Annotated in this window: 25 protein-coding genes and 1 pseudogene; 15 read left to right on the plus strand and 11 right to left on the minus strand. The window is 64.2% G+C overall.

Annotated elements, in window-relative coordinates:
• The first annotated feature begins 78 nt into the window (after nucleotides 1-78).
• Nucleotides 79-1,203, plus strand: a complete 1,125-nt coding sequence (locus L6D77_RS02780) for a methyltransferase (protein WP_232881875.1) — start codon at nucleotides 79-81, stop codon at nucleotides 1,201-1,203.
• Nucleotides 1,204-1,447: 244 nt separating this feature from the next.
• Nucleotides 1,448-2,302 carry an RHS repeat-associated core domain-containing protein gene (locus L6D77_RS27445; RefSeq protein WP_373870563.1) on the plus strand — a complete coding sequence of 285 codons (855 nt, stop codon included), beginning with the start codon at nucleotides 1,448-1,450 and terminating at the stop codon, nucleotides 2,300-2,302.
• A 213-nt stretch (nucleotides 2,303-2,515) separates the two neighbouring features.
• On the opposite strand, the gene L6D77_RS02790 is transcribed toward L6D77_RS27445, so the two are convergent.
• The 3 genes from L6D77_RS02790 to L6D77_RS02800 are packed head-to-tail and all read right to left on the minus strand — an operon-like array spanning nucleotide 2,516 to nucleotide 5,114.
• Nucleotides 2,516-2,656 carry a DUF2474 domain-containing protein gene (locus tag L6D77_RS02790; protein WP_232882126.1) on the minus strand — a complete coding sequence of 47 codons (141 nt, stop codon included), beginning with the start codon at nucleotides 2,654-2,656 and terminating at the stop codon, nucleotides 2,516-2,518.
• Nucleotides 2,657-2,668: 12 nt separating this feature from the next.
• Nucleotides 2,669-3,676: a cytochrome d ubiquinol oxidase subunit II gene (cydB, locus tag L6D77_RS02795; protein WP_153788670.1), complete on the minus strand. Its 1,008-nt coding sequence runs from the start codon at nucleotides 3,674-3,676 to the stop codon at nucleotides 2,669-2,671.
• Between the two features lies 1 nt (nucleotide 3,677).
• Nucleotides 3,678-5,114 (minus strand): cytochrome ubiquinol oxidase subunit I, encoded by a 1,437-nt coding sequence (locus L6D77_RS02800; protein WP_232881873.1) that lies wholly within the window; start codon nucleotides 5,112-5,114, stop codon nucleotides 3,678-3,680.
• Nucleotides 5,115-5,459: 345 nt separating this feature from the next.
• On the opposite strand from L6D77_RS02800, the gene L6D77_RS02805 reads away from it, so the two are divergent.
• The 3 genes from L6D77_RS02805 (at nucleotide 5,460) to trmA (ending at nucleotide 9,240) form a co-directional block, all read left to right on the plus strand.
• On the plus strand, nucleotides 5,460-6,680 hold the full coding sequence (locus tag L6D77_RS02805; RefSeq protein ID WP_232881871.1) for an MFS transporter: 1,221 nt from the start codon (nucleotides 5,460-5,462) through the stop codon (nucleotides 6,678-6,680).
• 182 nt (nucleotides 6,681-6,862) lie between these two features.
• Nucleotides 6,863-8,158 (plus strand): NCS2 family permease, encoded by a 1,296-nt coding sequence (locus tag L6D77_RS02810; RefSeq protein WP_232881869.1) that lies wholly within the window; start codon nucleotides 6,863-6,865, stop codon nucleotides 8,156-8,158.
• Nucleotides 8,155-9,240: a tRNA (uridine(54)-C5)-methyltransferase TrmA gene (gene trmA, locus L6D77_RS02815; RefSeq protein WP_232881867.1), complete on the plus strand. Its 1,086-nt coding sequence runs from the start codon at nucleotides 8,155-8,157 to the stop codon at nucleotides 9,238-9,240. Before L6D77_RS02810 ends, trmA begins: the two co-directional genes overlap by 4 nt.
• A 125-nt stretch (nucleotides 9,241-9,365) precedes the next feature.
• On the opposite strand, the gene pcaG is transcribed toward trmA, so the two are convergent.
• Nucleotides 9,366-9,971, minus strand: a complete 606-nt coding sequence (gene pcaG, locus L6D77_RS02820; protein ID WP_232881865.1) for a protocatechuate 3,4-dioxygenase subunit alpha — start codon at nucleotides 9,969-9,971, stop codon at nucleotides 9,366-9,368.
• Between the two features lie 11 nt (nucleotides 9,972-9,982).
• The gene (gene pcaH, locus L6D77_RS02825) at nucleotides 9,983-10,702 is read right to left on the minus strand and encodes a protocatechuate 3,4-dioxygenase subunit beta (protein ID WP_110994676.1); all 720 of its coding nucleotides are present in this window, start codon (nucleotides 10,700-10,702) and stop codon (nucleotides 9,983-9,985) included.
• 202 nt (nucleotides 10,703-10,904) lie between these two features.
• Here pcaH and ypfJ point away from each other — a divergent pair, with 202 nt between their 5' ends.
• The 3 genes and pseudogenes from ypfJ (at nucleotide 10,905) to L6D77_RS27455 (ending at nucleotide 13,917) form a co-directional block, all read left to right on the plus strand.
• Complete coding sequence (gene ypfJ / locus L6D77_RS02830) at nucleotides 10,905-11,795, plus strand: KPN_02809 family neutral zinc metallopeptidase (RefSeq protein ID WP_232881862.1); 891 nt, start codon at nucleotides 10,905-10,907, stop codon at nucleotides 11,793-11,795.
• Between the two features lie 337 nt (nucleotides 11,796-12,132).
• Nucleotides 12,133-13,062: pseudogene (locus L6D77_RS27450) on the plus strand (methyl-accepting chemotaxis protein); the annotation flags it as partial.
• Between the two features lie 141 nt (nucleotides 13,063-13,203).
• Complete coding sequence (locus tag L6D77_RS27455) at nucleotides 13,204-13,917, plus strand: methyl-accepting chemotaxis protein (RefSeq protein ID WP_373870564.1); 714 nt, start codon at nucleotides 13,204-13,206, stop codon at nucleotides 13,915-13,917.
• 101 nt (nucleotides 13,918-14,018) lie between these two features.
• Here the strand turns inward: L6D77_RS27455 and ggt are convergent, their stop codons facing one another.
• The 3 genes from ggt to mdaB all read right to left on the minus strand — a co-directional run bounded on the left by ggt (nucleotide 14,019) and on the right by mdaB (nucleotide 17,374).
• Complete coding sequence (gene ggt / locus L6D77_RS02840) at nucleotides 14,019-15,686, minus strand: gamma-glutamyltransferase (RefSeq protein WP_232881858.1); 1,668 nt, start codon at nucleotides 15,684-15,686, stop codon at nucleotides 14,019-14,021.
• 109 nt (nucleotides 15,687-15,795) lie between these two features.
• Complete coding sequence (locus L6D77_RS02845) at nucleotides 15,796-16,701, minus strand: LysR family transcriptional regulator (protein WP_232881856.1); 906 nt, start codon at nucleotides 16,699-16,701, stop codon at nucleotides 15,796-15,798.
• Nucleotides 16,702-16,783: 82 nt separating this feature from the next.
• The gene (mdaB, locus tag L6D77_RS02850) at nucleotides 16,784-17,374 is read right to left on the minus strand and encodes an NADPH:quinone oxidoreductase MdaB (RefSeq protein WP_232881854.1); all 591 of its coding nucleotides are present in this window, start codon (nucleotides 17,372-17,374) and stop codon (nucleotides 16,784-16,786) included.
• Nucleotides 17,375-17,550: 176 nt separating this feature from the next.
• Here mdaB and L6D77_RS02855 point away from each other — a divergent pair, with 176 nt between their 5' ends.
• Nucleotides 17,551-17,865: a putative quinol monooxygenase gene (locus L6D77_RS02855; RefSeq protein ID WP_232881852.1), complete on the plus strand. Its 315-nt coding sequence runs from the start codon at nucleotides 17,551-17,553 to the stop codon at nucleotides 17,863-17,865.
• On the opposite strand, the gene L6D77_RS02860 is transcribed toward L6D77_RS02855, so the two are convergent.
• A complete protein-coding gene (locus L6D77_RS02860) occupies nucleotides 17,855-18,619 on the minus strand; it encodes a sulfite exporter TauE/SafE family protein (RefSeq protein WP_232881850.1) in 765 nt (254 codons plus the stop codon). The two genes, L6D77_RS02855 and L6D77_RS02860, sit on opposite strands and share 11 nt — an antisense overlap.
• Nucleotides 18,620-18,696: 77 nt before the next feature.
• Between L6D77_RS02860 and L6D77_RS02865 the strand changes: the two genes are divergently transcribed.
• The gene (locus tag L6D77_RS02865; RefSeq protein WP_232881848.1) at nucleotides 18,697-19,581 is read left to right on the plus strand and encodes a LysR substrate-binding domain-containing protein; all 885 of its coding nucleotides are present in this window, start codon (nucleotides 18,697-18,699) and stop codon (nucleotides 19,579-19,581) included.
• 154 nt (nucleotides 19,582-19,735) lie between these two features.
• Here L6D77_RS02865 and L6D77_RS02870 read toward each other — a convergent pair whose 3' ends face one another.
• Both L6D77_RS02870 and L6D77_RS02875 read right to left on the minus strand, forming a co-directional pair.
• Nucleotides 19,736-20,146, minus strand: coding sequence for a type II toxin-antitoxin system HicB family antitoxin (locus L6D77_RS02870; RefSeq protein ID WP_232881846.1), 411 nt, complete (start codon nucleotides 20,144-20,146; stop codon nucleotides 19,736-19,738).
• 56 nt (nucleotides 20,147-20,202) lie between these two features.
• Complete coding sequence (locus L6D77_RS02875) at nucleotides 20,203-20,385, minus strand: type II toxin-antitoxin system HicA family toxin (RefSeq protein ID WP_232881844.1); 183 nt, start codon at nucleotides 20,383-20,385, stop codon at nucleotides 20,203-20,205.
• 213 nt (nucleotides 20,386-20,598) lie between these two features.
• Between L6D77_RS02875 and L6D77_RS02880 the strand changes: the two genes are divergently transcribed.
• From L6D77_RS02880 to L6D77_RS02900, 5 genes are read left to right on the plus strand one after another with little or no spacing between them, the layout of a single operon-like run.
• The gene (locus tag L6D77_RS02880) at nucleotides 20,599-21,204 is read left to right on the plus strand and encodes a CDP-alcohol phosphatidyltransferase family protein (RefSeq protein ID WP_232881834.1); all 606 of its coding nucleotides are present in this window, start codon (nucleotides 20,599-20,601) and stop codon (nucleotides 21,202-21,204) included.
• A gap of 30 nt (nucleotides 21,205-21,234) precedes the next feature.
• Nucleotides 21,235-22,989 (plus strand): bifunctional alpha/beta hydrolase/class I SAM-dependent methyltransferase, encoded by a 1,755-nt coding sequence (locus tag L6D77_RS02885; RefSeq protein ID WP_232881832.1) that lies wholly within the window; start codon nucleotides 21,235-21,237, stop codon nucleotides 22,987-22,989.
• Nucleotides 22,989-24,371 (plus strand): phosphatase PAP2/dual specificity phosphatase family protein, encoded by a 1,383-nt coding sequence (locus L6D77_RS02890; protein WP_232881830.1) that lies wholly within the window; start codon nucleotides 22,989-22,991, stop codon nucleotides 24,369-24,371. The genes L6D77_RS02885 and L6D77_RS02890 overlap by 1 nt, the downstream gene beginning before the upstream one ends.
• Nucleotides 24,368-24,787, plus strand: coding sequence for a hypothetical protein (locus tag L6D77_RS02895; protein ID WP_232881828.1), 420 nt, complete (start codon nucleotides 24,368-24,370; stop codon nucleotides 24,785-24,787). Before L6D77_RS02890 ends, L6D77_RS02895 begins: the two co-directional genes overlap by 4 nt.
• A gap of 10 nt (nucleotides 24,788-24,797) precedes the next feature.
• Nucleotides 24,798-25,421 (plus strand): lysophospholipid acyltransferase family protein, encoded by a 624-nt coding sequence (locus L6D77_RS02900; protein WP_232881826.1) that lies wholly within the window; start codon nucleotides 24,798-24,800, stop codon nucleotides 25,419-25,421.
• Nucleotide 25,422 lies beyond the last annotated feature (1 nt).

A 25,422-nucleotide genomic window follows, 5' to 3' on the forward strand; every position in this document is an offset into this window, starting at 1 on the left:
AAGTGTAAAGCCCTGTAGAATCGCGCACCTCAAGCCCGTCGCACGCCGCGACGGCCAGATCCGCGCCGAGCCGTACCCATGCCCCTGTTCAACAGCCCCTTCGCCGACCTCGACCTGATCCGCCAGCCGGAACAGGCCAATGACCCGCTGCTGGCCTTCGACGCCGCCGACCAGTACCTGCTGGAGCACCTGGCTGCACAGGCGCCGGCCGCTGGCAGCCGGGTGCTGGTGCTCAACGACAGCTTTGGCGCCCTGGCCGCCAGCCTGGCCGGCACGCTGGACGTTACCAGCAGCGGCGACTCGCACCTGGCGCGCATGGCGTTGGAGAAGAACCTGGCAGGCAATGGCAAGCCGTTCGATGCCGTGCCTTTCGTACCCGCCAGTGATCACTGGCAAGGGCCATTCGATCGTGTGTTGGTGCGTGTGCCGAAAACCCTGGCCCTGCTCGAAGAGCAACTGATCCGCCTGCAGGGCCACCTGGCCCCCGGCGCCCAAGTGATTGCCGGCGCCATGATCAAGCACCTGCCCCGTGCGGCCGGCGACCTGATGGAAAAATACATCGGCCCGGTCCAGGCCTCGCTGGCCCAGAAGAAAGCACGCCTGCTCACCGCCACCGTCGCCGAGCGCCCGCTCGCCCAGTCCCCCTACCCCAGCCGCTATCGCCTCGACACACCGGCACTGGAGCTGGTCAACCACGCCAACGTATTCTGCCGCGAAGGCCTGGACATCGGCACCCGCGCCTTCCTGCCGCACCTGCCACGCGACCTGGGCCGCGCCCGGGTGGCGGACCTGGGGTGCGGCAACGGCGTACTGGCCATCGCCAGCGCCCTGGCAAACCCTGATGCGCAGTACACCCTGGTGGACGAGTCGTACATGGCAGTGCAATCGGCCCGTGACAACTGGCAGGCCGCGCTGGGCGAGCGTGACGTGCTGATCCAGGCGGCGGATGGCCTGGCAGGGTTTGAGAAACAGTCGCTGGACGTGGTGCTGTGCAACCCGCCGTTCCACCAGCAGCAGGTGGTCGGCGATTTCCTCGCCTGGCGCATGTTCCAGCAGGCGCGGGAGGCGCTGGAGGTGGGGGGCGCGTTGTACATCGTCGGCAACCGGCACCTGGGCTATCACAGCAAGCTGGCGCGGTTGTTCAGAGGTGTGGAGCAAGTGGCGGCGACGCCGAAGTTCGTAGTGCTCAAGGCCCGCAAGTAATGTAAACCCGGTGGCCACGTGGGAGCGGCGTACCGCTGCTCCCACGTTCTGGACAGTCCCCGAGAAGTTGGACAGATCAGCCAGCGGCTTGGGCTCTGTACTCGACAAACTTTGAGTGTTTTGCAACCTAGCATTTTTGCCAGTAGAAATTTTTACTGTCAGTCATGAATATCTTGCTTGAAGCGTAAAGCGGGAAATTATCATGATACATACGCCGGGAAAATTAATTGACACATTGCGTGGCATGTCGCGGCCTGGTGCCTTCTCTTACTCACCTTATGGTTACGCTCCTCGGTCATCGAGTCTGCTCGGTTTCAATGGCGAGCGACTAGATCCTTGCACCCGTAGTTACCTACTTGGAAACGGCTATCGACTATTCAACCCTACACTAATTCGATTTAGTTCGCCGGACAGTGCAAGTCCGTTCGAGCACGGTGGATTGAATCCATATGGTTACTGCAAAGGAGATCCAATAAATACAAAAGATCCGAGCGGGCATGCTCCAATGCCAAAGCACATGAACCGGTATGCGCCCCGATATGTGCCCCGATACACAACCCGATATGCGCCCCGATATGTGCCCCGATACACAACCCGATATGCGCCCCAAAATTCACCTCGATATGTGCCCCAATATGCACCCCGATATGCGCCCCGACATGTGTCCCAAGATGTGCCCCAAGATGTGCCCCAAGGTTATGATTTTGTGGGGTATCACGGTAGTACGCTAACGCATCAAAGCTCATTGGAAGTGAGCGTTGAGCCGATGTCAAATCCTTATACTAATCACGGGGACGGGTTTTACTTTACGCAACGCTATAATCTGGCTTGGAGTTATGCTCGAAGAACAGCTAGGCGGGAAGGGAGGGCATCAACGCCGCACGTATTTGGAGTGTATGTAAAAAACTTTAGAGGACTGAAGGCGGGAACAGAAATCGTTAATCTCTGGGATGGCAGTGATGAACGCGTCATGGAAAGCTATTTGATTCGTGAGCCAGCATTTAATCAAGTGATAGTGCGGAAAGCAGCTGGCTTTTCCCCTCTTCGTAGAAATTCGTTTGTCGAATATCCGAGCCCTCATCCTCACCACACTCGGTAGCTGAGGTAACTGTTTTGCTGGCTTAGGTTCTGTTTGAAAACCTTCTAAACCTCGCCGGAGCCTCTGGAAGCCTGATTTTCCGTAAAGCTATCGCTTTTTTTTGGCGAAGGAGCTTGAAGCGCTCGGTGTACTTGCCCATAAATCCCCCAAGGGTTGGATTGGCGTCCAACGTCTTGGGGGCAGTCCATTCCCCGCGATGGTTTCGCCGCAGGCTCAGTGCGTGCTCAGCCCCGCCGCATTCATGAACATGCGCATGCCATAAGCCACCACCCCAAGCGCCGCGACACTCAGCGCCCAGATCAGCACCAGCCAGCCCAGGCGTTGCCACAACGGTTTCTTCTGTTCGACATCCATCATGGCGCGCTCCTAGTGATAGCCATCGTCATGGGTCACCTTGCCGCGGAACACGTAGTAGCTCCAGTAGGTGTACCCAAGGATGAACGGCAGGATGAACAGCGTGCCCACCAGCATGAAGCCCTGGCTCTGCGGCGGCGCGGCGGCGTCCCAGATGCTGATCGACGGCGGGATGATGTTCGGCCACAGGCTGATCCCCAAGCCGCTGTAGCCAAGGAAGATCAGCACCAGGGTCAGCAGGAACGGCGTGTAGTGCGCGTTGCGCGCCACCGCACGCAGCAGCCCGTAGAAGGTCACCAGCACCAGCAGCGGCACCGGCATGAACCACACCAGGTTAGGCATGCTGAACCAGCGGTCGGCGATCTGCGGGTAGGCGATCGGCGTCCACAGGCTGACGATGCCGATCACCGCCAACAACACCAGCGCCAGTGGCCGCGCCATGTCGTGCATTTTCTGCTGCAGCGGCCCTTCGGTTTTCATGATCAGCCAGGTGCAGCCCAGCAGGGTGTAGGCGACGATCAGACCCAGGCCAGAGAACAGGGTGAACGGTGTCAGCCAGTCCAGGTAGCCGCCGACGAACTTGCGGTCGACCACCTTGAAGCCTTCGATGAAGGCCCCCAGGGCCACGCCCTGGAAGAAGGTGGCCACCAGCGAACCCCAGATGAACGCCTTGTCCCAGATATGCCGCTTGTTGGCCCGCGCCTTGAAGCGGAACTCGAAGGCTACGCCACGGAAGATCAGGCCCACCAGCATCAGGATCAGCGGCAGGTACAGCGCCTCCAGCACCACCGAGTAGGCCAGCGGGAAGGCGCCAAACAGCGCGGCGCCCCCCAGCACCAACCAGGTTTCGTTGCCGTCCCAGACCGGGGCGACGGTGTTCATCATCACATCACGGTCACGCTCGTCCTGGACGAACGGGAAGAGCATGCCGATCCCAAGGTCGAAACCGTCCATCACCACGTACATCATCACGCCGAAGATGATGATCACGGCCCAGATCAGCGGAAGATCGATACCCATCTCAGTTCCCCTCGCTCAGGCGGGTGGAGGTGGCCTCATGGCCATCATCGGCGGCGGACAGTGGCCGCGCCGGCGTACGTTGCTGGCCAGGGCCACCCGGGGTGTGCTCCTCGCCTTCGCCGGTTTTCGGCCCCTTGCGCACCAGGCGCATCATGTAGCCGATGCCGGTACCGAACAGGGCGAAGTACACCACCACGAACATCACCAGGGTGAAACCGAGCTGCGCGTAACTGTGGTTGGACACCCCGTCGGCGGTGCGCATCAGCCCGTAGACCACCCACGGCTGGCGGCCAATCTCGGTGGTGAACCAGCCGGCGAGGATGGCGATCAGCCCCGACGGGCCCATCCACAGGGTCAGGTAAAGGAACGGCCGTGAGCTGTACAGCGTGCCGCGCTTACGCAGCCACACACTCCACAGGCCCACGAAGATCATCAGCATGCCCAGGCCGACCATGACCCGGAACGACCAGAACACGATGGTCGAGTTGGGCCGGTCCTCAGGTGGGAACTCCTTCATGGCCGGCACTTGCTTGTCCAGGCTGTGGGTGAGGATCAGGCTGCCCAGGGCCGGGATCTCGATCTTGTAGCGTGTGGTTTCGGCTTTCATGTCCGGGATGCCGAACAGGATCAGCGGGGTGGGCTCGCCCGGTTTGTTCTCCCAGTGGCCCTCGATGGCCGCGATCTTCACCGGCTGGTGCTTGAGGGTGTTGAGGCCGTGGAAGTCACCGATCACCGCCTGGATCGGCGCGACGACCAGCGCCATCCACATGGCCATCGACAGCATCTTGCGCACCGCCGGGTTATCCCGGCCACGCAGCAGGTGCCAGGCCGCCGAGGCGCCGACGAAGAACGCCGTGGCGACGAAGGCGGCGGTGGCCATGTGCATCAGCCGGTAGGGGAAGGACGGGTTGAAGATCACCGCGAACCAGTCCACCGGGATCACCTGGCCATTGACGATCTCGTAGCCCTGTGGGGTCTGCATCCAGCTGTTGGACGCCAGGATCCAGAAGGTCGAGACCAGGGTACCGAGCGCCACCATGCAGGTGGCGAAGAAGTGCAGGCCGCGGCCGACACGGTTCCAGCCGAACAGCATGACGCCCAGGAAGCCGGCCTCGAGGAAGAAGGCCGTCAGCACCTCGTAGGTCAGCAAGGGGCCGGTGATGGAACCTGCGAAGTCGGAGAACTGGCTCCAGTTGGTGCCGAACTGATAAGCCATGACCAGCCCGGAGACCACGCCCATGCCAAAGTTGACGGCGAAGATCTTCGACCAGAAGTGGTAGAGGTCACGGTAGGTGTTGTTGCCGGTCTTGAGCCAAAGGCCCTCGAGAACCGCCAGGTAGCTCGCCAGGCCAATGGTGATGGCCGGGAACAGAATGTGAAAGGACACGGTAAAGGCAAACTGGATTCGGGCGAGCTCTAGGGCTTCTAATCCGAACATGGTGCTTCCTCTTCAGATAATCCGGCGTCCAGGCTGGTGGCCCTTGTCGCCCACTGCCCCCACAGTGATCGAGTGCGGCTCGTTGGAATTGTTCTGTTCGATCGCAGGGATTCCGGCCCGAGGGCCAAATTCGTTGCATCTGGAACGATTGATCCAGGTCAACGAATGTCTGGAAGCATAGTCCCGAATCAAGTGACCAGATGTGTGGTTGATTGCCGCGTGACCCGTTGTCCCACCCCCTTTTCCGGGCGCTGAAAAACTGTCCACCTCGACATTCAGCAACTAATTGTTACAAACAGATGCTACTCTGCAGACCCCTCTATTGCCGAGGTTACAGGCCTGCCGATGTCCGACTCTGCCCCGCAATTGCTGCGTCATCACCGCCCTTTCATGGCTTTTTGGCTGGCCCGCGTTTTCACCGCCAGCGGCTTCCAGATGCTCACCGTGGCCATCGGCTGGCACCTCTACCAGTTGACCGGCAACGTGCTCGACCTGGGCCTGGTCGGGCTGGTGGAATTTGCCCCGCGCGTGCTGTTCATGCTGCACACCGGGCACGTTGCCGACCGCTATGACCGGCGCAAGGTCGCCGCCCTGTGCCAGACCTTGCAGGCGCTGATCGCCCTGGCGCTGGCCCTTGGCAGCGCCACCGACAACGTCAGCCGCGAGCTGATCTTCGTGCTGGCCTTCCTGCTGGGCGCCACCCGCTCGTTCGAGATGCCGGCCACCCAGGCGCTGCTGCCCAACGTGGTGCCGCCGGGGCTGTTCCCCCGCGCGGTGGCGGCGTCTGCCTCGGCGACCCAGTCGGCGACCATCATCGCCCCGGCGGTCGGCGGTTTCCTGTATGCCTTCGGCAGCATCTGGGTGTATGCCCCGACCGTGATCCTGTACGTGATCGCCTGCCTGCTCATGCTCAGCCTCGACGCCCGCCAGCAACCCCTCCAGCAAGGCCGCGCCAGCCTTGAGTCGCTGCTGGCCGGCATCCGCTTCATCCGCAGCCGCCCGGACATCCTCGGCGCCATCTCGCTGGACCTGTTCGCCGTACTGCTGGGGGGGGCCACCGCGCTGCTGCCGGTGTTCGCCAAGGACATCCTGCTCACTGGCGCCTGGGGCCTGGGCCTGCTGCGCTCGGCCCCGGCGGTGGGGGCGTTGCTGATGTCGCTGTGGCTGGCGCGCTTCCCGGTAGAACGCAAGGTGGGGCTGGTCATGTTCACGGCGGTAGGGGTGTTCGGCGTGGCGACTATCGCCTTCGGCTTGAGCACCTCGTTCTGGTTCTCCCTGGCGGTGCTGGTGGTGCTGGGTGCGGCGGACATGATCAGCATGGTCATCCGTGGCGCCTTCGTGCAGCTGGAAACGCCGGATGAAATGCGCGGCCGGGTAAGTGCGGTGAACGGGCTGTTCATCGGCGCCTCGAACCAGCTCGGCGAGTTCGAATCGGGGCTCACCGCGCACTGGTTTGGCACAGTGCCCGCCGTGGTGCTGGGCGGCGTGGGCACGCTGGTGGTGACCGGGGTGTGGATGAAACTGTTCCCGACCCTGACCCACCGCGACCGCTTGCACAACGGTTGATCGTTCGCCTGGCCCGCGAACCTGACCCGATCACCCACCCCAACGGCCATAGGCCCCCGCCCCCCATGCTGGTATGATGCGCGGCTTTTTTGCGCCCCACGCAAAACCACGGCATCCGGTACGGTCTGTGCTTTGCTGTTGGGGACGATACATTCACGGCGCGAGGCGCCCTGGGAGCAGGCATGCTGGAAAGGCTGTTTCAACTAAAGGCACACAACACCAACGTGCGCACCGAGATTCTCGCGGGCGTCACCACCTTCCTGGCCATGGCCTACATCCTGTTCGTCAACCCGAGCATCCTCGGCGAGACCGGCATGGACAAGGGCGCGATCTTCGTCGCCACCTGCCTGGCCGCGGCCATCGGCTCGGTGACCATGGGCATCATCGCCAACTACCCGATCGCCCTGGCGCCGGGCATGGGCCTGAACGCCTTCTTCACCTACACCGTGGTCCTGCACATGGGCCACACCTGGCAGGTGGCGCTGGGTGCGGTGTTCCTGTCCGCCGTGCTGTTCTTCCTGCTGTCGATCTTCCGCATCCGCGAATGGATCGTGAACAGCATCCCGCTGCCGCTGCGCTCGGCCATCGCCGCCGGTATTGGCCTGTTTCTGGCGCTGATCGCCCTGCATAACGCCGGCATCGTCGTCGATAACCAGGCCACCCTGGTGGGCCTGGGCGACCTCAAGCAGCCGGCGCCGATCCTCGCCACCCTGGGCTTCTTCCTGATCGTTGCCCTCGAGGCGATGAAAGTGCGTGGCGCGGTGCTGATCGGCATCCTCGCCGTGACCGTGGCCTCGATCGCCATGGGCGTCACCCCCTTCGGTGGCGTGGTGTCGATGCCGCCGTCGCTGGCGCCGACTTTCCTGCAGCTGGACATCAAGGGCGCCCTGGACGTCGGCCTGATCAGCGTGATCTTCGCCTTCCTGTTCGTCGACCTGTTCGACAACTCCGGCACCCTGATCGGCGTGGCCAAGCGCGCCGGCCTGATGGGCAAGGACGGCCACATGCCGAAGATGGGCCGCGCCCTGATCGCCGACAGCACCGCCGCCATGGCCGGCTCGCTGCTGGGCACCTCGACCACCACCAGCTACATCGAATCCGCCGCTGGCGTCAGTGCCGGTGGCCGCACCGGCCTGACCGCCATCGTCGTGGCCATCCTGTTCCTGCTGGCGCTGTTCTTCGCCCCGCTGGCCGGCAGCGTGCCCGCCTTCGCCACCGCCCCGGCGCTGCTGTTCGTCGCCGTACTGATGGCCTCGGGCCTGGCCGAGATCAACTGGGATGACGTCACCGAAGCCGCACCGGTGGTGGTCACCGCCCTGGCCATGCCGCTGACCTACTCGATCGCCAACGGCATCGCCTTCGGCTTCATCGCCTGGACTGCCATCAAGCTGCTGTCCGGCCGTCGCCAGGACCTGAACCCGGCGCTGGTGATCCTGTCCATTCTGTTTGTCATCAAGCTGGGCTGGTTCAACGCATGAGTGCCGTTTTCGACCCCACGCAATACGACGCGCAACTGGCGGCCAAGGTCGCCCGCCTGCGCGAGCTGCTGGCGCCGTTCGGCGCCCCGGAACCTGCGGTGTTCGACTCGCCGCGCGAGCACTACCGCCTGCGCGCCGAGTTCCGCCTGTGGCGCGAGGACGGCCAGCGCCATTACGCGATGTTCGCCCCGGGCGAGAAGCACAAAGCGATCCTGATCGACGACTTCCCCATCGCCAGCCAGCGCATCAACGAACTGATGCCACGCCTGAAGGCCGCCTGGCAGGGCAATGAGGCGCTGAACAACCGCCTGTTCCAGGTGGAGTTCCTCACCACCCTGGCCGGCGATGCCATGGTCACCCTGTGCTACCACCGCCCGCTGGACGACGCCTGGGAAGCCGCTGCGCAGCAGCTGGCCAGCGAGCTGAATGTGAGCGTGATCGGCCGCTCCAAGGGCAAGCGCCTGGTGATCGGCCGTGACTACGCGGTAGAAAAACTGGACATTGCCGGCCGCACCTTCAGCTATCGCCAACCCGAAGGCGCGTTCACCCAGCCCAACGGCGCGGTGAACCAGAAGATGCTCGGCTGGGCATTCGAAGCCATGGGCGAGCGCGACGACGACCTGTTGGAGCTGTATTGCGGCAACGGCAACTTCACCCTGCCGTTGGCCACCCGTGCCCGCCAGGTGCTGGCCACCGAAATCAGCAAGACCTCGGTCAACGCCGCGCTGCACAACCTGGACGAGAATGGCGTGGACAACGTGCGCCTGGTGCGCCTGTCGGCCGAAGAGCTGACCCAGGCGCTGAACGAGGTGCGCCCGTTCCGCCGGCTGGAAGGGATCGACCTGAAGCGCTACGAATTCGGTACCGTGTTCGTCGACCCGCCGCGCGCCGGCATGGACCCGGACACCTGCGAGCTGACCCGGCGCTTCGAGCGCATCCTGTACATCTCATGCAACCCCGAGACCCTGGCGCAGAACATCGCCCAGTTGCAGGACACCCACCGCATCGAGCGCTGTGCGCTGTTCGACCAGTTCCCGTATACCCATCACATGGAAAGCGGCGTGCTGCTGGTTCGGCGCTGACTTTCAAGCCCTCGGGGCTGCTCTGCAGCCCTTTCGCGGCACAAGGCCGCTCCTACAGTGGATCGCATCTCTCCTGTAGGAGCGGCCTTGTGCCGCGAATGGGCCGCAAAGCGGCCCCAGCATTCTCAGAAATCGAAGAACACCGTCTCCCCTTCCCCCTGAATACGGATATCGAAGCGATACGCCGTCTTCCCCTCCACTTCGCACCGCTTGGCAATCAGCGTCTCGCGCCGCTGCGGCTGCTCGATCAGGTTGAGCACCGGGCACTTGGCGTTCGCCTCGCCCTCGTCATCGAAATACAACCGCGTGTGCAGGTGGATATTGATGCCCCGGGCAAACAGGCTGATGTTGATGTGCGGCGCCATCGGCACACCGGCAGCGTTGTTCACCACGCCCGGCTTGACCGTGTGCAGGGTCCATTCACCGGCATCGAAGGTAGTGGCGGTGCGGCCAAAGCTGTTGAACAGGTTCTCCTGGTTGTAGTCGTCCTGGTACAGGCCGTTGGCGTCGGCCTGCCAGATTTCCAGGAACGAGTCACGCACCAGGTGGCCATTGCCGTCGTACACCTGGCCGATCAGCAGGATGTGCTCACCCGGGGCAGCGGCCTTGGCCAGGCGGTTCCAGATTTCCTGGTCACGGGTCGGGTTGCCGGCCGCTTCCAGGGCCAGGCCGATGTGCACGTAGGGGCCGGCGGTCTGCGAGGGGGTTTCCGGCAGCAGTTCGATAGGCATGACGGCGCTCCTCAGCGGTTTTCGAAGTGGGTCTGGCGCTGGCCGCGCAGGACGATGTCAAAGCGATAGGCCAGGCAATCCATGGGGTTGGCGTGGCTCATGTCGAGCCTGGCGATCAGCCGCTCGACCGCATCCGGGTTGGCGATCGACTTGACGATCGGACACATCGGGATCAACGGGTCGCCCTCGAAATACAGCTGGGTGATCAGCTTGGTGGCGATCGACGGGCCGCTGACGGAGAAGTGGATATGCGCCGGGCGCCAGTCGTTGGGGCCGTTGCGCCAGGGGTACGGGCCGGGCTTGATGGTGCGGAAGCTGTAGTAGCCGTCGCGGTCGGTGAGGCAACGGCCGACGCCGCCGAAGTTCGGGTCCAGCGGTGCCAGGTAGCGGTCGTTCTTGTGCCGGTAGCGGCCACCGGCGTTGGCCTGCCACATTTCCACCAGGGTGTTGGGCACCGGTTTGCCGTACTGGTCGACCACACGGCCAGCGACGATGATGCGTTCGCCGATGGGCAGGCCACCGTTGTTGAAGTTCAGCAGCAGGTCGTGGTCATGCTCGCCGAAGCGCAGATGGGAAAAGTCCGGGCCGGTGCTTTCGCTGATCGACTGCGGAATGCTCACCAGCGCCTGGCGCGGCGAACGGGCAATCGAGGTCTTGTAGTCGGGGGTGAAGGCCTTGGGGTGCCAGTTGCGATCACGGATCACGAAACGGCTGGTGTCCTGGGCAGGCATGCCGGTTTCCTCTCTTGGAATTATGAAGCCGCCTGGGCGTGCCAGGCGGACTTGCAGTTTCCGGCAGGTACGACGGGATGAATATTGAATTCAGCGGTCATAGGCATAACCATTTGGTTATGGCCATGCGCTCGCCCTAACGGCCAGCGCGGCGCTGAACTAATCTTTTGTCTTCATGTTTCAAAAAAGTGGAGTGCACCACATGGAATGGCGAAAAGGCCGACGCAGCGACAACGTGGTCGATGCCCGCGGCGAAGGTGGCGGTGGCGGCGGCATGCGTTTCGGCGGAGGCAAGGGCCTGGGGCTCGGCGCCATCCTGTTGATCGTCGGCATCGGCTGGCTCACCGGGCAGGACCCGCTGCAGATCCTCGGCCAACTGGCCGGGCAGATGGACCAGCAGCAACAGACCGCCCCGGCCAATGTCGGGAGCAAGGCACCGCCCGCCAATGACGAGCAGGCGGCGTTCGTCGCCTCGATCCTCGGCGACACCGAAGACACCTGGAAAGCGCTGTTCGCCCAGGCTGGCAAACAGTACCGCGACCCGAAGCTGGTGCTGTTCAGCGGCCAGGTCAATTCGGCCTGTGGGTTCGCCTCGGCAGCGGTCGGGCCGTTCTACTGCCCCGCCGACCAGCGCGTGTACCTGGACATGAGCTTCTTCCGCGAAATGGAAACCCGCTTCGCCGCGGCCGGCGATTTCGCCCAGGCCTATGTGATCGCCCACGAGATCGGCCACCACGTGCAGACCCTGCTCGGGGTCTCGGCCAAGGTCGACGCCGCCCGCCGCAGCGGCCAGCGCATGGAGGGCGACAATGGCTTGCTGGTGCGCCAGGAACTGCAGGCCGACTGCCTGGCCGGGGTCTGGGCCTACCAGGCGCAGAAACGCCTGAACTGGCTGGAGCCGGGGGATGTGGAGGAAGCGCTGAACGCCGCCAATGCCATTGGCGACGACCGCCTGCAGCAACAGGGGCAGGGACGGGTGGTACCCGACTCGTTCACCCACGGCACCTCGCAGCAGCGGGTGCGCTGGTTCAAGGCCGGGTTCGGCAGTGGTGATGTGACCCAATGCGACACCTTCAGCGCACGTAGCCTCTGAGCCTGGAAGGGGGGCCGCAAAGCGCCCCCCTTGCCCTGCCAAAAAGCAAACGTTTTCAGCCATTTACAAATCTGCTGAAAAAGCGTTTCAGCTTCTCTCTTATTTGCCGATATGCCCTACACAAATCCAAGGGCACCCTCATAAAAACAACGCCCAGCGATATGAGATCAAGTGAGCGAAATCATTTTCTGGGAGAGCGTGCATGAACAGCTGGTTCGCCAACATCAGCGTCAACCTCAAACTCGGCCTGGGCTTCGGCCTGGTGCTGGTACTGACCGGCCTGCTGGCCCTGACCGGCTGGAACAGCCTGGGCAGCCTGATCAACCGCAGCAACTGGATGGGCGACATCGGCCAGCTCAACAAAGACCTGACCGACCTGCGCATCGCCCGCCTGCAGTACATGATCGCCAATGGCGACGACGCGGCGGCAGCCAACACCCAGGCCAAGCTGGACGCGTTCAGCAAGCAGCAGGAATACCTGGTCAGCACCTTCAAGAGCCCCGAGAACGTCAAGCTGCTCAATGAACTGGGCCAGACCATCAGCGAATACAAGGCTTCGCTGAGCAAGATGCGGGCTGGCTACACCAGCTCCCAGGCCACCCGCGAGGCGATGACGGCCTCGGCCACCAAGGCCGACGAGGCCATGGATGCCCTGAGCCAGGAAGTCATGTCACGCACCGAGAGCGACGGCGTGCGCCTGGCCCAGTACCAACTGATCAGCAAGGCGCGCCAACAGCTGTTGCTGGTACGCATCGACGTGCGCGGCTATATCGCCGAGAACACCGCTGCCAACGAACAGGCAGCCCTGCGTCAACTCGACGCCGCCCTGGCCGAAGTCGACGACCTCAAGCGCCAGTTACCCAACGAGACGGCGCGCCTGCAGCAGTTCGAGCAGTCGGTGCAGGCCTACCGTGACGGCGTGCGCCGCTTCCGCGATGCAGTGGCCGCTATCGCCAGCGCCCGGGCCGAGATGACCGTGCAGGGCGCCGACATCGTCAAACGCAGCGACGCGCTGTACCAGATCCAGCTTGACCGCCGCGACAGCGAAAGCGCCCAGGCGCGCAGCCTGCAGATCTTCGCCACACTGCTGGCACTGCTGGTCGGTGTACTGGCCGCGTTCATCATCACCCGCCAGATTACCCGCCCGCTGCGCGAAACCATGGACGTGGTGAACAAGATCGCCAACGGCGACCTCACTCAGAACCTGCGCGTTACCCGACGCGACGAACTGGGCGCCTTGCAGCAAGGCATCGCGCGCATGGGCACCACCCTGCGCGAGCTGATCACCGGTATCCGCGATGGCGTCACCCAGATCGCCAGCGCAGCCGAGGAACTGTCGGCGGTCACCGAGCAGACCAGCGCCGGCGCCAACAGCCAGAAGGTCGAGACCGACCAGGTGGCCACCGCCATGCACGAAATGGCCGCCACCGTGCAGGAAGTGGCGCGCAATGCCGAACAGGCGGCCTTTGCCGCCACCAATGCCGACGGCGAAGCCCGCGGCGGCGACAAAGTGGTGGGTGAGGCCATCGGCCAGATCGAGCGCCTGGCCCAGGAGGTCAAACGTTCCACCGACGCCATGACCCTGCTGCAGCAGGAAAGCCAGAAGATCGGCAGTGTGATGGATGTGATCAAGTCGGTGGCCGAGCAGACCAACCTGCTGGCCCTCAACGCCGCCATCGAAGCTGCCCGTGCCGGTGAAGCCGGGCGTGGTTTTGCGGTGGTCGCCGACGAAGTGCGCGGCCTGGCCCAACGCACCCAGCAGTCGACCGAAGAGATCGAAGGCCTGATCGCCAGCCTGCAGCACGGCACCCAGCAGGTGGCCGATGCGATGAACGGCAGCCGCAGCCTGACCGACAGCAGTGTGGAACTGGCGCGCAAGGCCGGTGGCTCGTTGGAGAACATCACCCGCACGGTGTCGAACATCCAGTCGATGAACCAGCAGATCGCCGCCGCCGCCGAGCAGCAGAGCGCCGTGGCCGAAGAGATCAGCCGCAGCATCCTGAATGTGCGTGATGTGTCGGAGCAGACCGCTGCCGCCAGTGATGAAACCGCGGCCTCCAGCGTCGAGCTGGCGCGTCTGGGTGGTCACTTGCAGACTCTGGTCAGCCAGTTCCGCGTCTGACCTTCAGAAACGATTCGCGGGTAAACCCGCTCCCACAGGTCCAGAATTGATCCTGTGGGAGCGGGTTTACCCGCGAATACGTCGGCTCAGCCAACAGTGGCTTACTTAACGATCATCCCCACGCCCCGCCCACGCGGATCCGACGCGGTCTCCAGCTTCTCCCCGGTCACCCGGATCGCCTGGATATCGCCCATCTCCCAGCCTTGATCCTCCAGCACATAACCCATCTTCTTCAGGTCATCGGCCACCTTGCCGGTGAGCGGCGCATAGCTGTCGAAGTAGATAGTGTCCTTGGGCAGCAACTGGTGATGCACCCGCTGCGCCGCCACCGATTTCTCCAGCGGCATGTTGTAGTCATACAGGTTGTTCATCACCTGGAAGATCGAGGTGAAGATCCGCGAACCGCCCGGCGTGCCCACCACCAGCACCACCTTGCCGTCACGGGTCACCAGGGTCGGGCTCATGGACGAAAGCATGCGCTTGCCCGGGGCGATGGCGTTGGCGTCACCGCCCACCACGCCAAAGGCGTTGGCTGCACCCGGCTTGGCGCTGAAGTCGTCCATCTCGTCGTTGAGCAAAAAGCCCGCGCCCTTCACCACCACGCCGCTGCCGTAGTCGAGGTTGAGGGTGTAGGTGTTGCTCACCGCGTTGCCCTGCTTGTCGACGATGGAGAAGTGCGTGGTCTGGTGCGGCTCCAGGCCCGGCTTGACCTTGTCGGTCGCGGAGATCGCGTTCGGGTTGACCTGCTCTGCGCGCTTGGCCAGGTAGTCCTTGGCGACCAGCTTGTCCACCGGCACCTGGGTAAAGGCTGGGTCACCCAGGTAGTCGGCGCGGTCGGCGAACACACGCTTCTCGATCTCGGCCAGCAGGTGAATGTACTTCGCCGAGTTGTGCTCGACGCCCTTGAAGTCGACCGCACGGTCTTCCTTGATGCCCAGCAGCTGGGCCAGGGCCACGCCGCCAGAGCTCGGCGGTGGCGCGGTGTAGACCACGTTGCCGCGCCAGTCGATGGCCATCGGGTTGCGCCACAGCGCCTTGTAGTCCTTGAGGTCTTCCTTGGTGATCAGGCCCTTGTCGGCCTGCATCTGCGCCACCAGCAGGTCGGCGGTCTTGCCCTGGTAGAACTCGCTGACGCCCTTGTCGGCGATGCGCTCGAGGGTCTGCGCCAGCTCCGGCTGCTTGAACAACTCGCCCACCTTCATGCTGCCGAAGTAGTCGTTGAAGTTGGTGGCGGTCTTGAACAGGCCCTGGGCGTCATCGCGGTACTGGTACTGCTTCTGGGCAATCTTGAAGCCGTTCTTGGCATAGCCGATGGCGGGGGTGAGCAGCTCGCTCCACTTGAGCTTGCCGAACTTCTGGTGCGCTTCCCACAGGCCCATTACCGTGCCCGGCACGCCGGCTGCGCGCACGCCGACCAGGCTGAGGTTCTCGATCACCTCGCCCTTGTCATCCAGGTACATGGTCTTGGTGGCGGCCTTGGGCGCCACTTCGCGGTAGTCGAGGAAGTACGGCTTGCCGTCGACGAACAGGGTCATGAAGCCACCGCCACCGATGTTGCCGGCCTCGGGGTAGGTGACGGCGAGGGTGAAGGCCGTGGCGACGGCGGCGTCCACCGCGTTGCCGCCCTTCTTGAGGATATCGGCGGCCACCTGTGCGCCATATTGATCAGGCGCAGCCACCGCGCCGCCTTCCAGCGTCACGGCAAAAGCGGAGGAACAGCTCAGGATCGCGGCCCCGAGGGCCAATGGCTGGAACATGACAAGACGCATGGGCACTTCCTTGGTGTTGTTTTTGTTGATCAGTCATTAAGGCCGAAGCGCTCCGACTAAGCAAACACCGTAGGAAATTTCCGCCGCCAACGGGCAGCTGTTGTCGCATTCAGGCAACTGCGCACGCGTATGCCACAAGCTTTGCCTGGATGAAATCGAGGAAGCACTGAATGCGCAGGGCCAGCTGGGTATTGCGGTAGTAGACCGCATGGATCGGCTGACGATAGCCGTTGTTGTGCTCCGCCAGCAGCACCTGCAGGCGGCCTGCGCGGATGTCTTCGTGGGTCATGAAATGCGACAGGCTGACGATGCCTTCCCCGGCAATCGCCAACTGGCGCAGGGTCTCGCCACTGGAGGCGAGCAATTGCGGGCGGATCGCCCAGCGCTCGCCCTGGGCATGGCGCAGCGGCCACTGGTTGAGCGACTCGGGTGCGCTGAAACCGAGCAGGCAATGCTCGGCGAGGTCCTCGACGTTCTGCGGGGTGCCGTGCCGGGCCAGGTACGCAGGGCTGGCGAGCACCTGCACCGGGCTGCAGCCCAACGCCCGGGCATGCAGGCTGGAGTCGGCCAGCTCGCCGATGCGAATGGCCACGTCGGTGCTCTGCTCCAGCAAGTCGATGATCAGGTCGTCGGTGTTCAGTTCCAGTTCGATACCGGGGTACTGCTGACGGAACTCGCTGATCCAGGGCAGGATCGCGTGCAGCATGAACGGCCCGGCGGCATTGATGCGCAGGCGCCCGGACGGGGTCTGGCGGTGCATCGACAGGCGCTCTTCCATGTCGTCCATCTGCTCGAGGATCAGCCGTGAACGTTCGAGAAAGAAGCGCCCTTCTTCGGTCAGGTCCATGCGCCGGGTGGTGCGGTTGACCAGCGTGGTGCCCAGCTTGCCCTCCAGGCGCGACAGCGTGCGGCTGACCGCCGACGGGGTCTGGCCGATCTGTTCGGCGGCGGCGGAGATCGAACCGCAGTCGATGACGGCGACGAATACCTGGAGTTCTTCGGAGCGGGTTTTCACGCGGGGTGGCCTTGGTGTAGGGATGCGGTGATTGATAGCCGTTGCAGGCAACCCAGGCAAGTTTTCAACGCATCGCGGGGCTTCAATTTGCCTTGCCGAACACCTGATCCAGATGCTGCTCATACGCCGCCAGCGCCGCCGGCACATCCGGCCGCTTCATCACATCCACCGCCAGGAAAGTCGGCAGCCCGGTCATGCCGAGGAACTGGTTGGCCTTGTGGAACGGGAAGTACACCGCGTCCACGCCCTTGCCTTCGAAGAAGTCAGCCGGGTCGTCGAACGCCTGCTGGGGTGCGTTCCAGGTCAGCGACAGCATGTACTGCTTGCCGTGGATCAGCCCACCGCTGCCGTATTTCTGCGAAGCGTCCGAGCGGGTACGGCCGTCGCTGGCATACAGGCTGCCGTGGCCAGCGGTGAACACCTCGTCGATGTACTGCTTCACGGTCCAGGGCGCGCCCATCCACCAGCCGGGCATCTGGTAGATGATCACATCGGCCCAAAGGAATTTTTCGACTTCTTCCCGGGCGTCGTAACCGCCATCGATGTAGGTTTGCTTCAGGTCGAAACCGGCGCGGTCCAGGTGGGCCAGGGCGGCGTCGTGCAGAGTCTCGTTCAGGCGACCGTCGGAATGGGCGAATTGCTTGCCGCCGTTGAGCAGAAGAATGTTTTTCATGGTGTGCCTCAAAGGGTCGGTATCGGCGACCGGGTCAATTGGATGGCGGCAGATTAGGCAGTCGCGGGCGGTGGATAAAGCGGGGGCACGGCAAAATACATTTGCCCTGAAATCACGAATACCGAAGTAATTATTGCCTTAGAATCTGCTCACTGTTCATCCATAGAGGCCTCACCATGAGCGAGCAATTCGCCTTCATCCTCAAAGCCAAGACCCGCCCGGAAATGTCCGAGGCCTTCGAACAACTTTTCCGCCCTTACGTGGAACCAAGCCGCCAGGAGCCGGGCTGCATCGAGTACCACATGCTGCGCGACAAGGAAGACCCAAGCCTGTTCGTGTTCTTCGAGGTGTGGGCAGACAAAGCCGCACTGGACGTGCACTCGGCCCTGCCGCACATGGCTGAGTTCTTTGAAAACCGCATGCAGTACCTGGAGCGCGACTTCGATTTCCAGATGATCGAAATGCTCAGCCCCTCCTCTGCTAACCGTTGATCAGCAGGTGCCCACCGAGCAACGCCAGGCCGATGAAGAAGCAGCGCTTGAACAGCGCTGCACGGATACGGCTGCGCAGCCAGGTACCGGCGAGCATGCCCAGCAACGCCGGGGCCAGCACCAGCAATGAGGCCCCCAGCGCCTGGCCGTCCAGTACCTGCTGGCCGGCCAGGCCCATGGCCAGCGCCAGGGTCGAGACGGTAAACGACAGGCCCAAGGCCTGGACCATCTCGTCGCGGCTCAGGCCGAGGCTCTGCAGGTAAGGCACGGCAGGCATCACGAACACCCCGGTGGCGGCCGTGACCACGCCCGTCACCAGCCCGCACAACGGGCCCAACCAACGCTCATGGCGCCGCGCCAGGCACAGTCCCCGCCCGATCAGGCCATACAGCGCGTACACCACCAACGCACCACCCAAGGCGTGGGCCGCCCAGGGGCCGCTGTCGATCCCCAGCCAACGGCTACCCAGCAAGGTGCCGACGAAAATCATCAGCAGCATTGCGCCCAGGCGCCGCATCAGCACCCGCAAATGCCCGCCTGCCGCAAGCTGCCACAGGTTGGTCAGCGTCGAAGGCACGATCAGCAGCGCCGCAGCCTGCGCCGGCGGCATAGCCAGGCCAAGCAGGCCCATGGCGATGGTCGGCAACCCCAGGCCGATGACGCCCTTGACCGCACCGGCCAGCAGGAAGGTCAGCACTACCAGCAACGTCAATGCTGGGCCAATGTTTTGGTAAAACGCGAGTAAGGTTTCCATGGCCTAATCCTGAGGTAGCGGCGCTGGCCTGAAAATTCGCCATATACTCAGTCAGACTTTTGCCAGGACAGAGGCTGATGCATTTCGACCTGACCGACCTTGCGCTGTTCCAGCACACCCTGGAGTGCGGCAACATCACCGCCGGTGCACGGCGTAGCCACCTGTCGCTGCCGGCCGCAAGCGCGCGCATCCGCGCCATGGAAGCTTCGCTCGGCATCCCGTTGCTCGACCGCAATCGCCGCGGCGTGCAGCCGACGCCCGCCGGCCAGGCGCTGCTGCAACACGCACGCCTGATAGCGGCGCAGGTGGAGCGGTTGCAATACGACCTGGCACAGTACGCCAAGGGCCAGCAGGGCCAGGTGCGCCTGCTGTGCAATACCGCGGCGCTGACCGAGTACCTGCCCGAGCTGCTGGCGCAGTATCTGGTCGAGTACCCAGGGGTGAGCGTCGACGTGCAGGAGCTGCCAAGCCTGCGCATCGTGCAGGCCATTACCCAGGGCATGGCCGACCTGGGCATCGTCTCTACCGCCGCACCCAGCGAGCATCTGCAGACCCGGCCGTTTCGCGATGATCCGCTGGTGCTGGTGATGCCGGTAGGGCATGTGCTGGCCGATGCAGTCGAGCCCGACTTTATGCAGAGCCTTGCGTACGGGCATGTCGGATTGGGCCCGAACAGCGCACTGGCCTTGCACCTTGAGGAACAGGCCCTGCGGCTGGGGCACCGGATGCAGGTGCGGGTGCGTGCCGAAGGTTTCGATGGGGTGATCCGCATGGTTGCTGGTGGGGCTGGCGTAGGTGTGGTGCCGCTGGCCTCGGTGCGGCGTTGGGAGGGGGTATTGCCCCTGCACTGGGTGGCGTTGCACGAGCCGTGGGCCAACCGGCAACTGCAGCTGTGCGCCCGGGATTTTGCCGCGCTGCCGGGGTATGCGGCGGCGTTGGTCGAGCATTTGCTGACGAGCTGATCTTCAGCGCGGTCCCGTGTAGGAGCGGCCTTGTGCCGCGAAAGGGGCGCGCAGCGGCCCCAGGTTCTAGGCACGACACAAAAATGTTGGGGCTGCTGTGCAGCCCTATCGCGGCACAAGGCCGCTCCTACAGGGACCGCGCCAATACCGGGGGTTAGCGCAAGGCGACCGCCAGCTCACGCAGCGCGGCAGAGGCCAGGAAACCGGAGCGTGAGGCGTAACGATGATCGCGCTTCACTTTTTCGTCGATCCGCTGCAGCAGGTTCTCGGGCAACGTGGCGTTGAAGCGCACCGCCTTGCCCAGGTACGGGGTCACATCGAAGTCCACCACTGCCCAGACGCCCCCGGCGTAGTCGGGGTTGGCCACATGCACATCCACCTCCTCGGCCTGCGGCAGCGCCTCGCCGTCGGCCACCAGGCCTTCAAAATGCAGGGCCAGAGCTTCCTGCACGTTCTCCAGCGCCTGGGAAACAGTGGCGCCGGCCGAGAAGCAGCCAGGCACGTCGGGCACGATCACGCCGTAATCCGAGCCCTCATCCTTATGCAGTACAACGGGGAATTTCATCGTCTGTCTCCAGTAATGCTGTGGGCTGCAACGCGCCCCGCTCAACGCAAGCGGCCTTATTTCAGGCCCGCCTGTTTCAAAATGCTGTGTACGGTGCCCCGTGGCAGTTCGCTTCTGGGATGGGGAACCGTAACCCGCCCTCGCTTGTACGGATGCCTGAATTGATGGTGACTTCCTTTCACGTCCACCTCGTACCAGCCATCAGCCTCGATGAGCTGGATCACGTCCCTGCTGCGCATGCATCCGTCCTTTGGCAGGTGATGTGTAGCGTACACACCGCTATGGATTTCAACCACGCCAAATACACACCATGCACACACAAAGCGACAAGCGGCGCATTTCCCTTGCCCTGTAGGCCTGATCAACTTCACAAGTAGGCGCTTTCAACTTGCCGCCGCCCACGCGGCTTATTCACAATTGCCGCATCGCCGCACCACGACAGGGAGTTCCACGTGCCATCGATCTACCAGCTCAAACCCCGCTTCCAGGCGCTGCTGCGCCCGTCCGTGCAGCGCCTGTACGAGCGTGGCGTCACCGCCAACCAGGTCACCGTCGCCGCTGGCGCAATCTCCGTGCTCATCGGCCTGCTGCTGGCCTGGCTGCCTCACGTGACCTGGCTGTTCATCCTGGTGCCGGTGTGGATGCTGCTGCGCATGGCGCTGAATGCGGTCGACGGCATGCTCGCCCGGGAGTTCGGCCAGCAATCCAAGCTGGGCGCCTACCTCAACGAACTGTGCGACGTGATCGCCGATGCCGCGCTGTACCTGCCCTTCGCCCTGCTGGCCGGCGTGTCGCCGGTGCTGGTAGTGCTGCTGGTGCTGCTTGCGGTCATCAGCGAGTACGCCGGGGTGATGGGCCCGCTGGCCGGCGCGTCGCGGCGCTACGACGGGCCGATGGGCAAGAGCGACCGAGCCTTCGCCTTCGGCGTGCTGGGCACCGGGGTAGCCTTCGGGCTGCTGAGCGCAACCTGGATCAACGGCCTGCTGCTGGTCATCCTGCTGCTCTCGCTCTATACCCTGTACAACCGGGTTCGCCAGGGCCTGGCCGAAACCCGCTGAGCCTCCCGCTGCCGGACAAGGATATTCGCCATGCGCCAAGCGCAATCGCTGCATTTCTCTACCCATGACGGCGTCGAGCTGCATTACCGCCACTGGCCCGCCACGCGCAACGAACACCAGCCGCGCCGGGCCGTGGTGATGTTCCACCGTGGCCACGAGCACGGCGGGCGCCTGGCGCACCTGGCCGACGAGCTGGACCTGCCCGGCTATGACGTTTTCGCCTGGGACGCCCGTGGCCATGGCCAGTCGCCGGGTGCGCGCGGCGACAGCCCGAGCTTCGCCACCAGCGTGCGTGACGTACAGACCTTCATCGAGCATATCCAGGCGCAGCACGGCATCGCCGAGCCCGACCTGGTGGTGCTGGCGCAGAGCGTCGGTGCGGTGCTGATCGCCACCTGGGCCCACGACTACGCACCCAAGGTGCGCTGCCTGGTGCTCGCCTCGCCGGCGTTCAAGGTCAAGCTCTACGTCCCCTTCGCCCGCCCCGGGCTGAAGCTGATGAAAGCCCTGCGCGGCAACTTCTTCGTCAACAGCTACGTCAAGCCACGCCTGCTCACCCACGACCCGGAGCGAGTCATGTCCTACGTGGCCGACCCGCTGATCAGCCGGCCGATCTCGGTGACCATGCTGCTCGGCCTGTACGAAGCCGCCGACCGCGTGGTGGCCGATGCCCAGGCGATCCAGGTGCCGACGCAACTGCTGGTATCGGGCTCGGACTTCGTGGTCGAACGCGCCCCGCAGGAGCGCTTCTTCGAGCGCCTGGGCAGTGCGCGCAAAGAGCTGCACATCCTGCCCGGCTTCTTCCACGACACCCTCGGCGAACGTGACCGTGCCCATGCCCTGGCGCGGATCAAGCGCTTCGTCGAGCATTGCTTCGACAGCCCCGCCCCCGTTCCATCGCTGCTCGATGCCGACAAGACCGGCGCCAGCTGCGCCGAGGCCGAAAGCCTGGCCGCGCCGCTGCCACGCAACTCGCCGCGCGACCTGTACTGGCGCGCCACCCGCGCCGGCCTGCAACTGGGCAAGGGCCTGTCCGCTGGCGTGAAACTGGGCTTCGATACTGGTTTCGACTCTGGCTCCACCCTTGACTACGTCTACCGTAACCAGCCCACCGGCAAAGGCCGGCTGGGCGAAATGATCGACCAGAACTACCTCAACGCCATCGGCTGGCGCGGCATCCGCCAGCGCAAGCTCAATGTCGAGGAACTGCTGCGCCTGGCCATCGCCCAGCTGCGCGAGCAACAGCGCCCGGTGCATATCGTCGATATCGCCGCCGGCCACGGCCGCTACATCCTCGAAGCGCTGCAAGGCTTGCAGCAGCTGCCCGACTCGATCCTGCTGCGCGACTACAGCGAGCTGAACGTGCAGCAAGGCAACGCGCTGATCAGCGAAAAGGGCCTGGGTGACATCGCCCGTTTCGTCCAGGGCGACGCCTTCGACCGCCAGAGCCTGGCCAGCCTCGACCCGCGCCCGACCCTCGCCGTGGTCAGCGGCCTGTATGAGCTGTTCCCCAGCAACGAGGCCGTGGGTAACTCGCTGGCGGGGCTGGCCGATGCCGTCGAAGCAGGCGGCTACCTGGTGTACACCGGCCAGCCCTGGCACCCGCAACTGGAGATGATCGCCCGTGCACTGACCAGCCACCGTGGCGGCCAGGCCTGGGTGATGCGCCGACGCAGCCAGGCAGAGATGGACCAATTGGTGGAAGCGGCAGGTTTTCGCAAGGTCACCCAGCGCATCGACGAGTGGGGCATTTTCAGTGTCAGCCTGGCGCAGCGGGTGCGTTGATGGCCCGTGAAGCAGGGCTGATTCGTCGTGGCGTACTGTGGCTGTTGCTGCTCGGCCCGTTCTTCTTCCTCAGCTACGGCCTGACCAACAGCTACACGGCAGGGCGCGAGGATGTCGGCAGCCTGGTGTTCGCCTGGGAACGGCACATGCCGCTGTGGCCCTGGACGATCATCCCGTACTGGTCGATCGACCTGTTGTACGGCTTGTCGTTCCTGTTGCCGCACACCCGGCGGGAGATGGACAGGCACGCCCTGGCCCTGCTGACCGCGCAACTGGTCAGCGTTGCGTGCTTCCTGCTCTGGCCGTTGCGCTTCACCTTCGAGCGCCCGGAACTGTCGGGGCTGTTCGGCTGGCTGTTCGATGTGCTGATGGGCTTCGACAAGCCTTACAACCAGGCGCCGTCGCTGCATATCGCGCTGCTGGTGATCATCTGGACGATGTTCGCCCGGCACACGCACCAGCGCCTGTGGCGTTGGCTGGTGCATGGCTGGATGGGGCTGATCGGGGTATCGGTGCTGACCACCTGGCAGCATCACTTCATCGACCTGCCAACCGGCGCGCTGGCCGGTTTCGTCTGCCTGTGGCTGTGGCCGCAGCAAGGCCCGCTGCCCTGGCAACACGCCGAGTTGGCGCGCGACCCCAAGCGTTGCCGAGTGGCGTTGCGCTACGGGCTCGGCGCGATGCTGCTGGCTGTGCTGGCCTTCAAGCTCGGGCACGCCAGTTTGTGGCTGCTGTGGCCGGCGCTGGCGCTGTTGCTGGTGGCGCTGAACTATGGCGTGTTCGGTGCGGGCGGTTTCCAGAAGGGTGCGGATGGCCGATTGTCGATTGCCGCGAGCGTGTTGCTGGCGCCCTATCTGCTGGCTGCATGGGGCAATTCACGGTTGTGGACACGACAGCATCCGCAAGCGGATGAAGTGTGCGATGGGGTTTATCTGGGACGGATCCCAGGACGGGGTGAGGCGACATCGTTCAGAGCGGTTGTCGACCTGTGTGCAGAGTTGCCCTGCACCGCCATCGCCGGCAAGCCGGCTCCCACAGGGATCGGCGACAACCTTGTGGGAGCCGGCTTGCCGGCGATGGCGGCGGCGCAGGCGCCAGCGTACTACCAGCACTTCCCCACCCTGGACCTGATCGCCCCGGACAGCCACCTGTTGCAGCAAGCCGCCGCCGCCATCGAACACCAGCGCCAGCATGGCCCGGTACTGGTCTGCTGCGCCTTGGGCTATTCACGCAGCGCCAGCGCGGTAGCCGCGTGGCTGATCATCAGCGGCCGTTGCAACAACGCCAGCCAGGCCGAAACGTTGATCCGCAAGGCACGCCCCAGGGTGGTCCTGCACCCGGCCCATCAGCAGGTGCTGCAGCAACTGGAGGCCCGGCCATGAACCTGCGCCTCGTCGCCAGCCTGCTCGCCCGCGGGCGCCAGCTGGAACGCCTTTCAGACGGCATCAGCCTGCTGGCCATCGCCTGCAGCCTGGCGCCGCTGTTCGGCGTGGCGCTGCCAGCGCTGGCCCATGCGCTGTGCGTGGTGCTGCTGCTCGTTGGCCTTGCGCACAAGTACTGGGCGATACGCGTCGCCCTGGATGCCGAGCTGTTTACCCAGCTGGCCGCCAGCAGCGACCTGCCCGCCGATACCCAGGCCCTGGACCGTGCCCTGCATGAACTACGCCTCAAACCCAGCGCCACCGACAGCCGCGACTGGCCGGCACGCAGCCAGGCCGCCCTGGCCCTGCTGCGCCGCCAGGCCCTGTGCCTGGCCGTGCAAGTGCTGCTGGTACTGACCCTCCCCTTCACCGGATAAGACCGCCGCCATGCTCGCCAGCCTGACCGCCTTCGTCATCACCTCCGCCGCCCGCCTGATCACCGGCGCCCGCGCCCTGTGGCTGGGTTGCACGCCACAGCCGGTGCAACGGCTTTACTTTGCCAACCACAGCAGCCATGGCGATTTCGTGCTGCTGTGGGCGGCACTGCCCGCCCCGCTGCGCCGCCACACCCGCCCCGTGGCAGGCGCCGACTACTGGTGCAAACCGGGCATTCGCGACTTCCTCATCCGCCAGGTGTTCAACGGCGTGCTGATCGATCGCACGCGCACGCCGGCCGAGGGTAATCCGCTGCAACCGGTGCTCGATGCGTTCGCCCAGGGCGACTCGCTGATTTTCTTCCCGGAAGGCACGCGCAACCTCGGTGACGAACCGCTGTTGCCGTTCAAGAGCGGCCTGTTCCACCTGGCCGCGGCCAACCCGCAGGTCGAGCTGGTACCGGTGTGGATCGCCAACCTCAACCGGGTCATGCCCAAGGGCCGCGCCCTGCCACTGCCGCTGCTGTGTACCTTGAGTTTCGGCGAGCCGCTGCACCTGCAGGCGGACGAAGGCAAACACGCATTTCTCGAACGGGCCCGCGAGGCCCTGCTGAACCTGGCCCCGAAGGATGCCTGAG

This window comes from Pseudomonas parasichuanensis (genome assembly GCF_021601385.1).
Taxonomy (GTDB): Bacteria; Pseudomonadota; Gammaproteobacteria; order Pseudomonadales; family Pseudomonadaceae; genus Aquipseudomonas; species Aquipseudomonas parasichuanensis.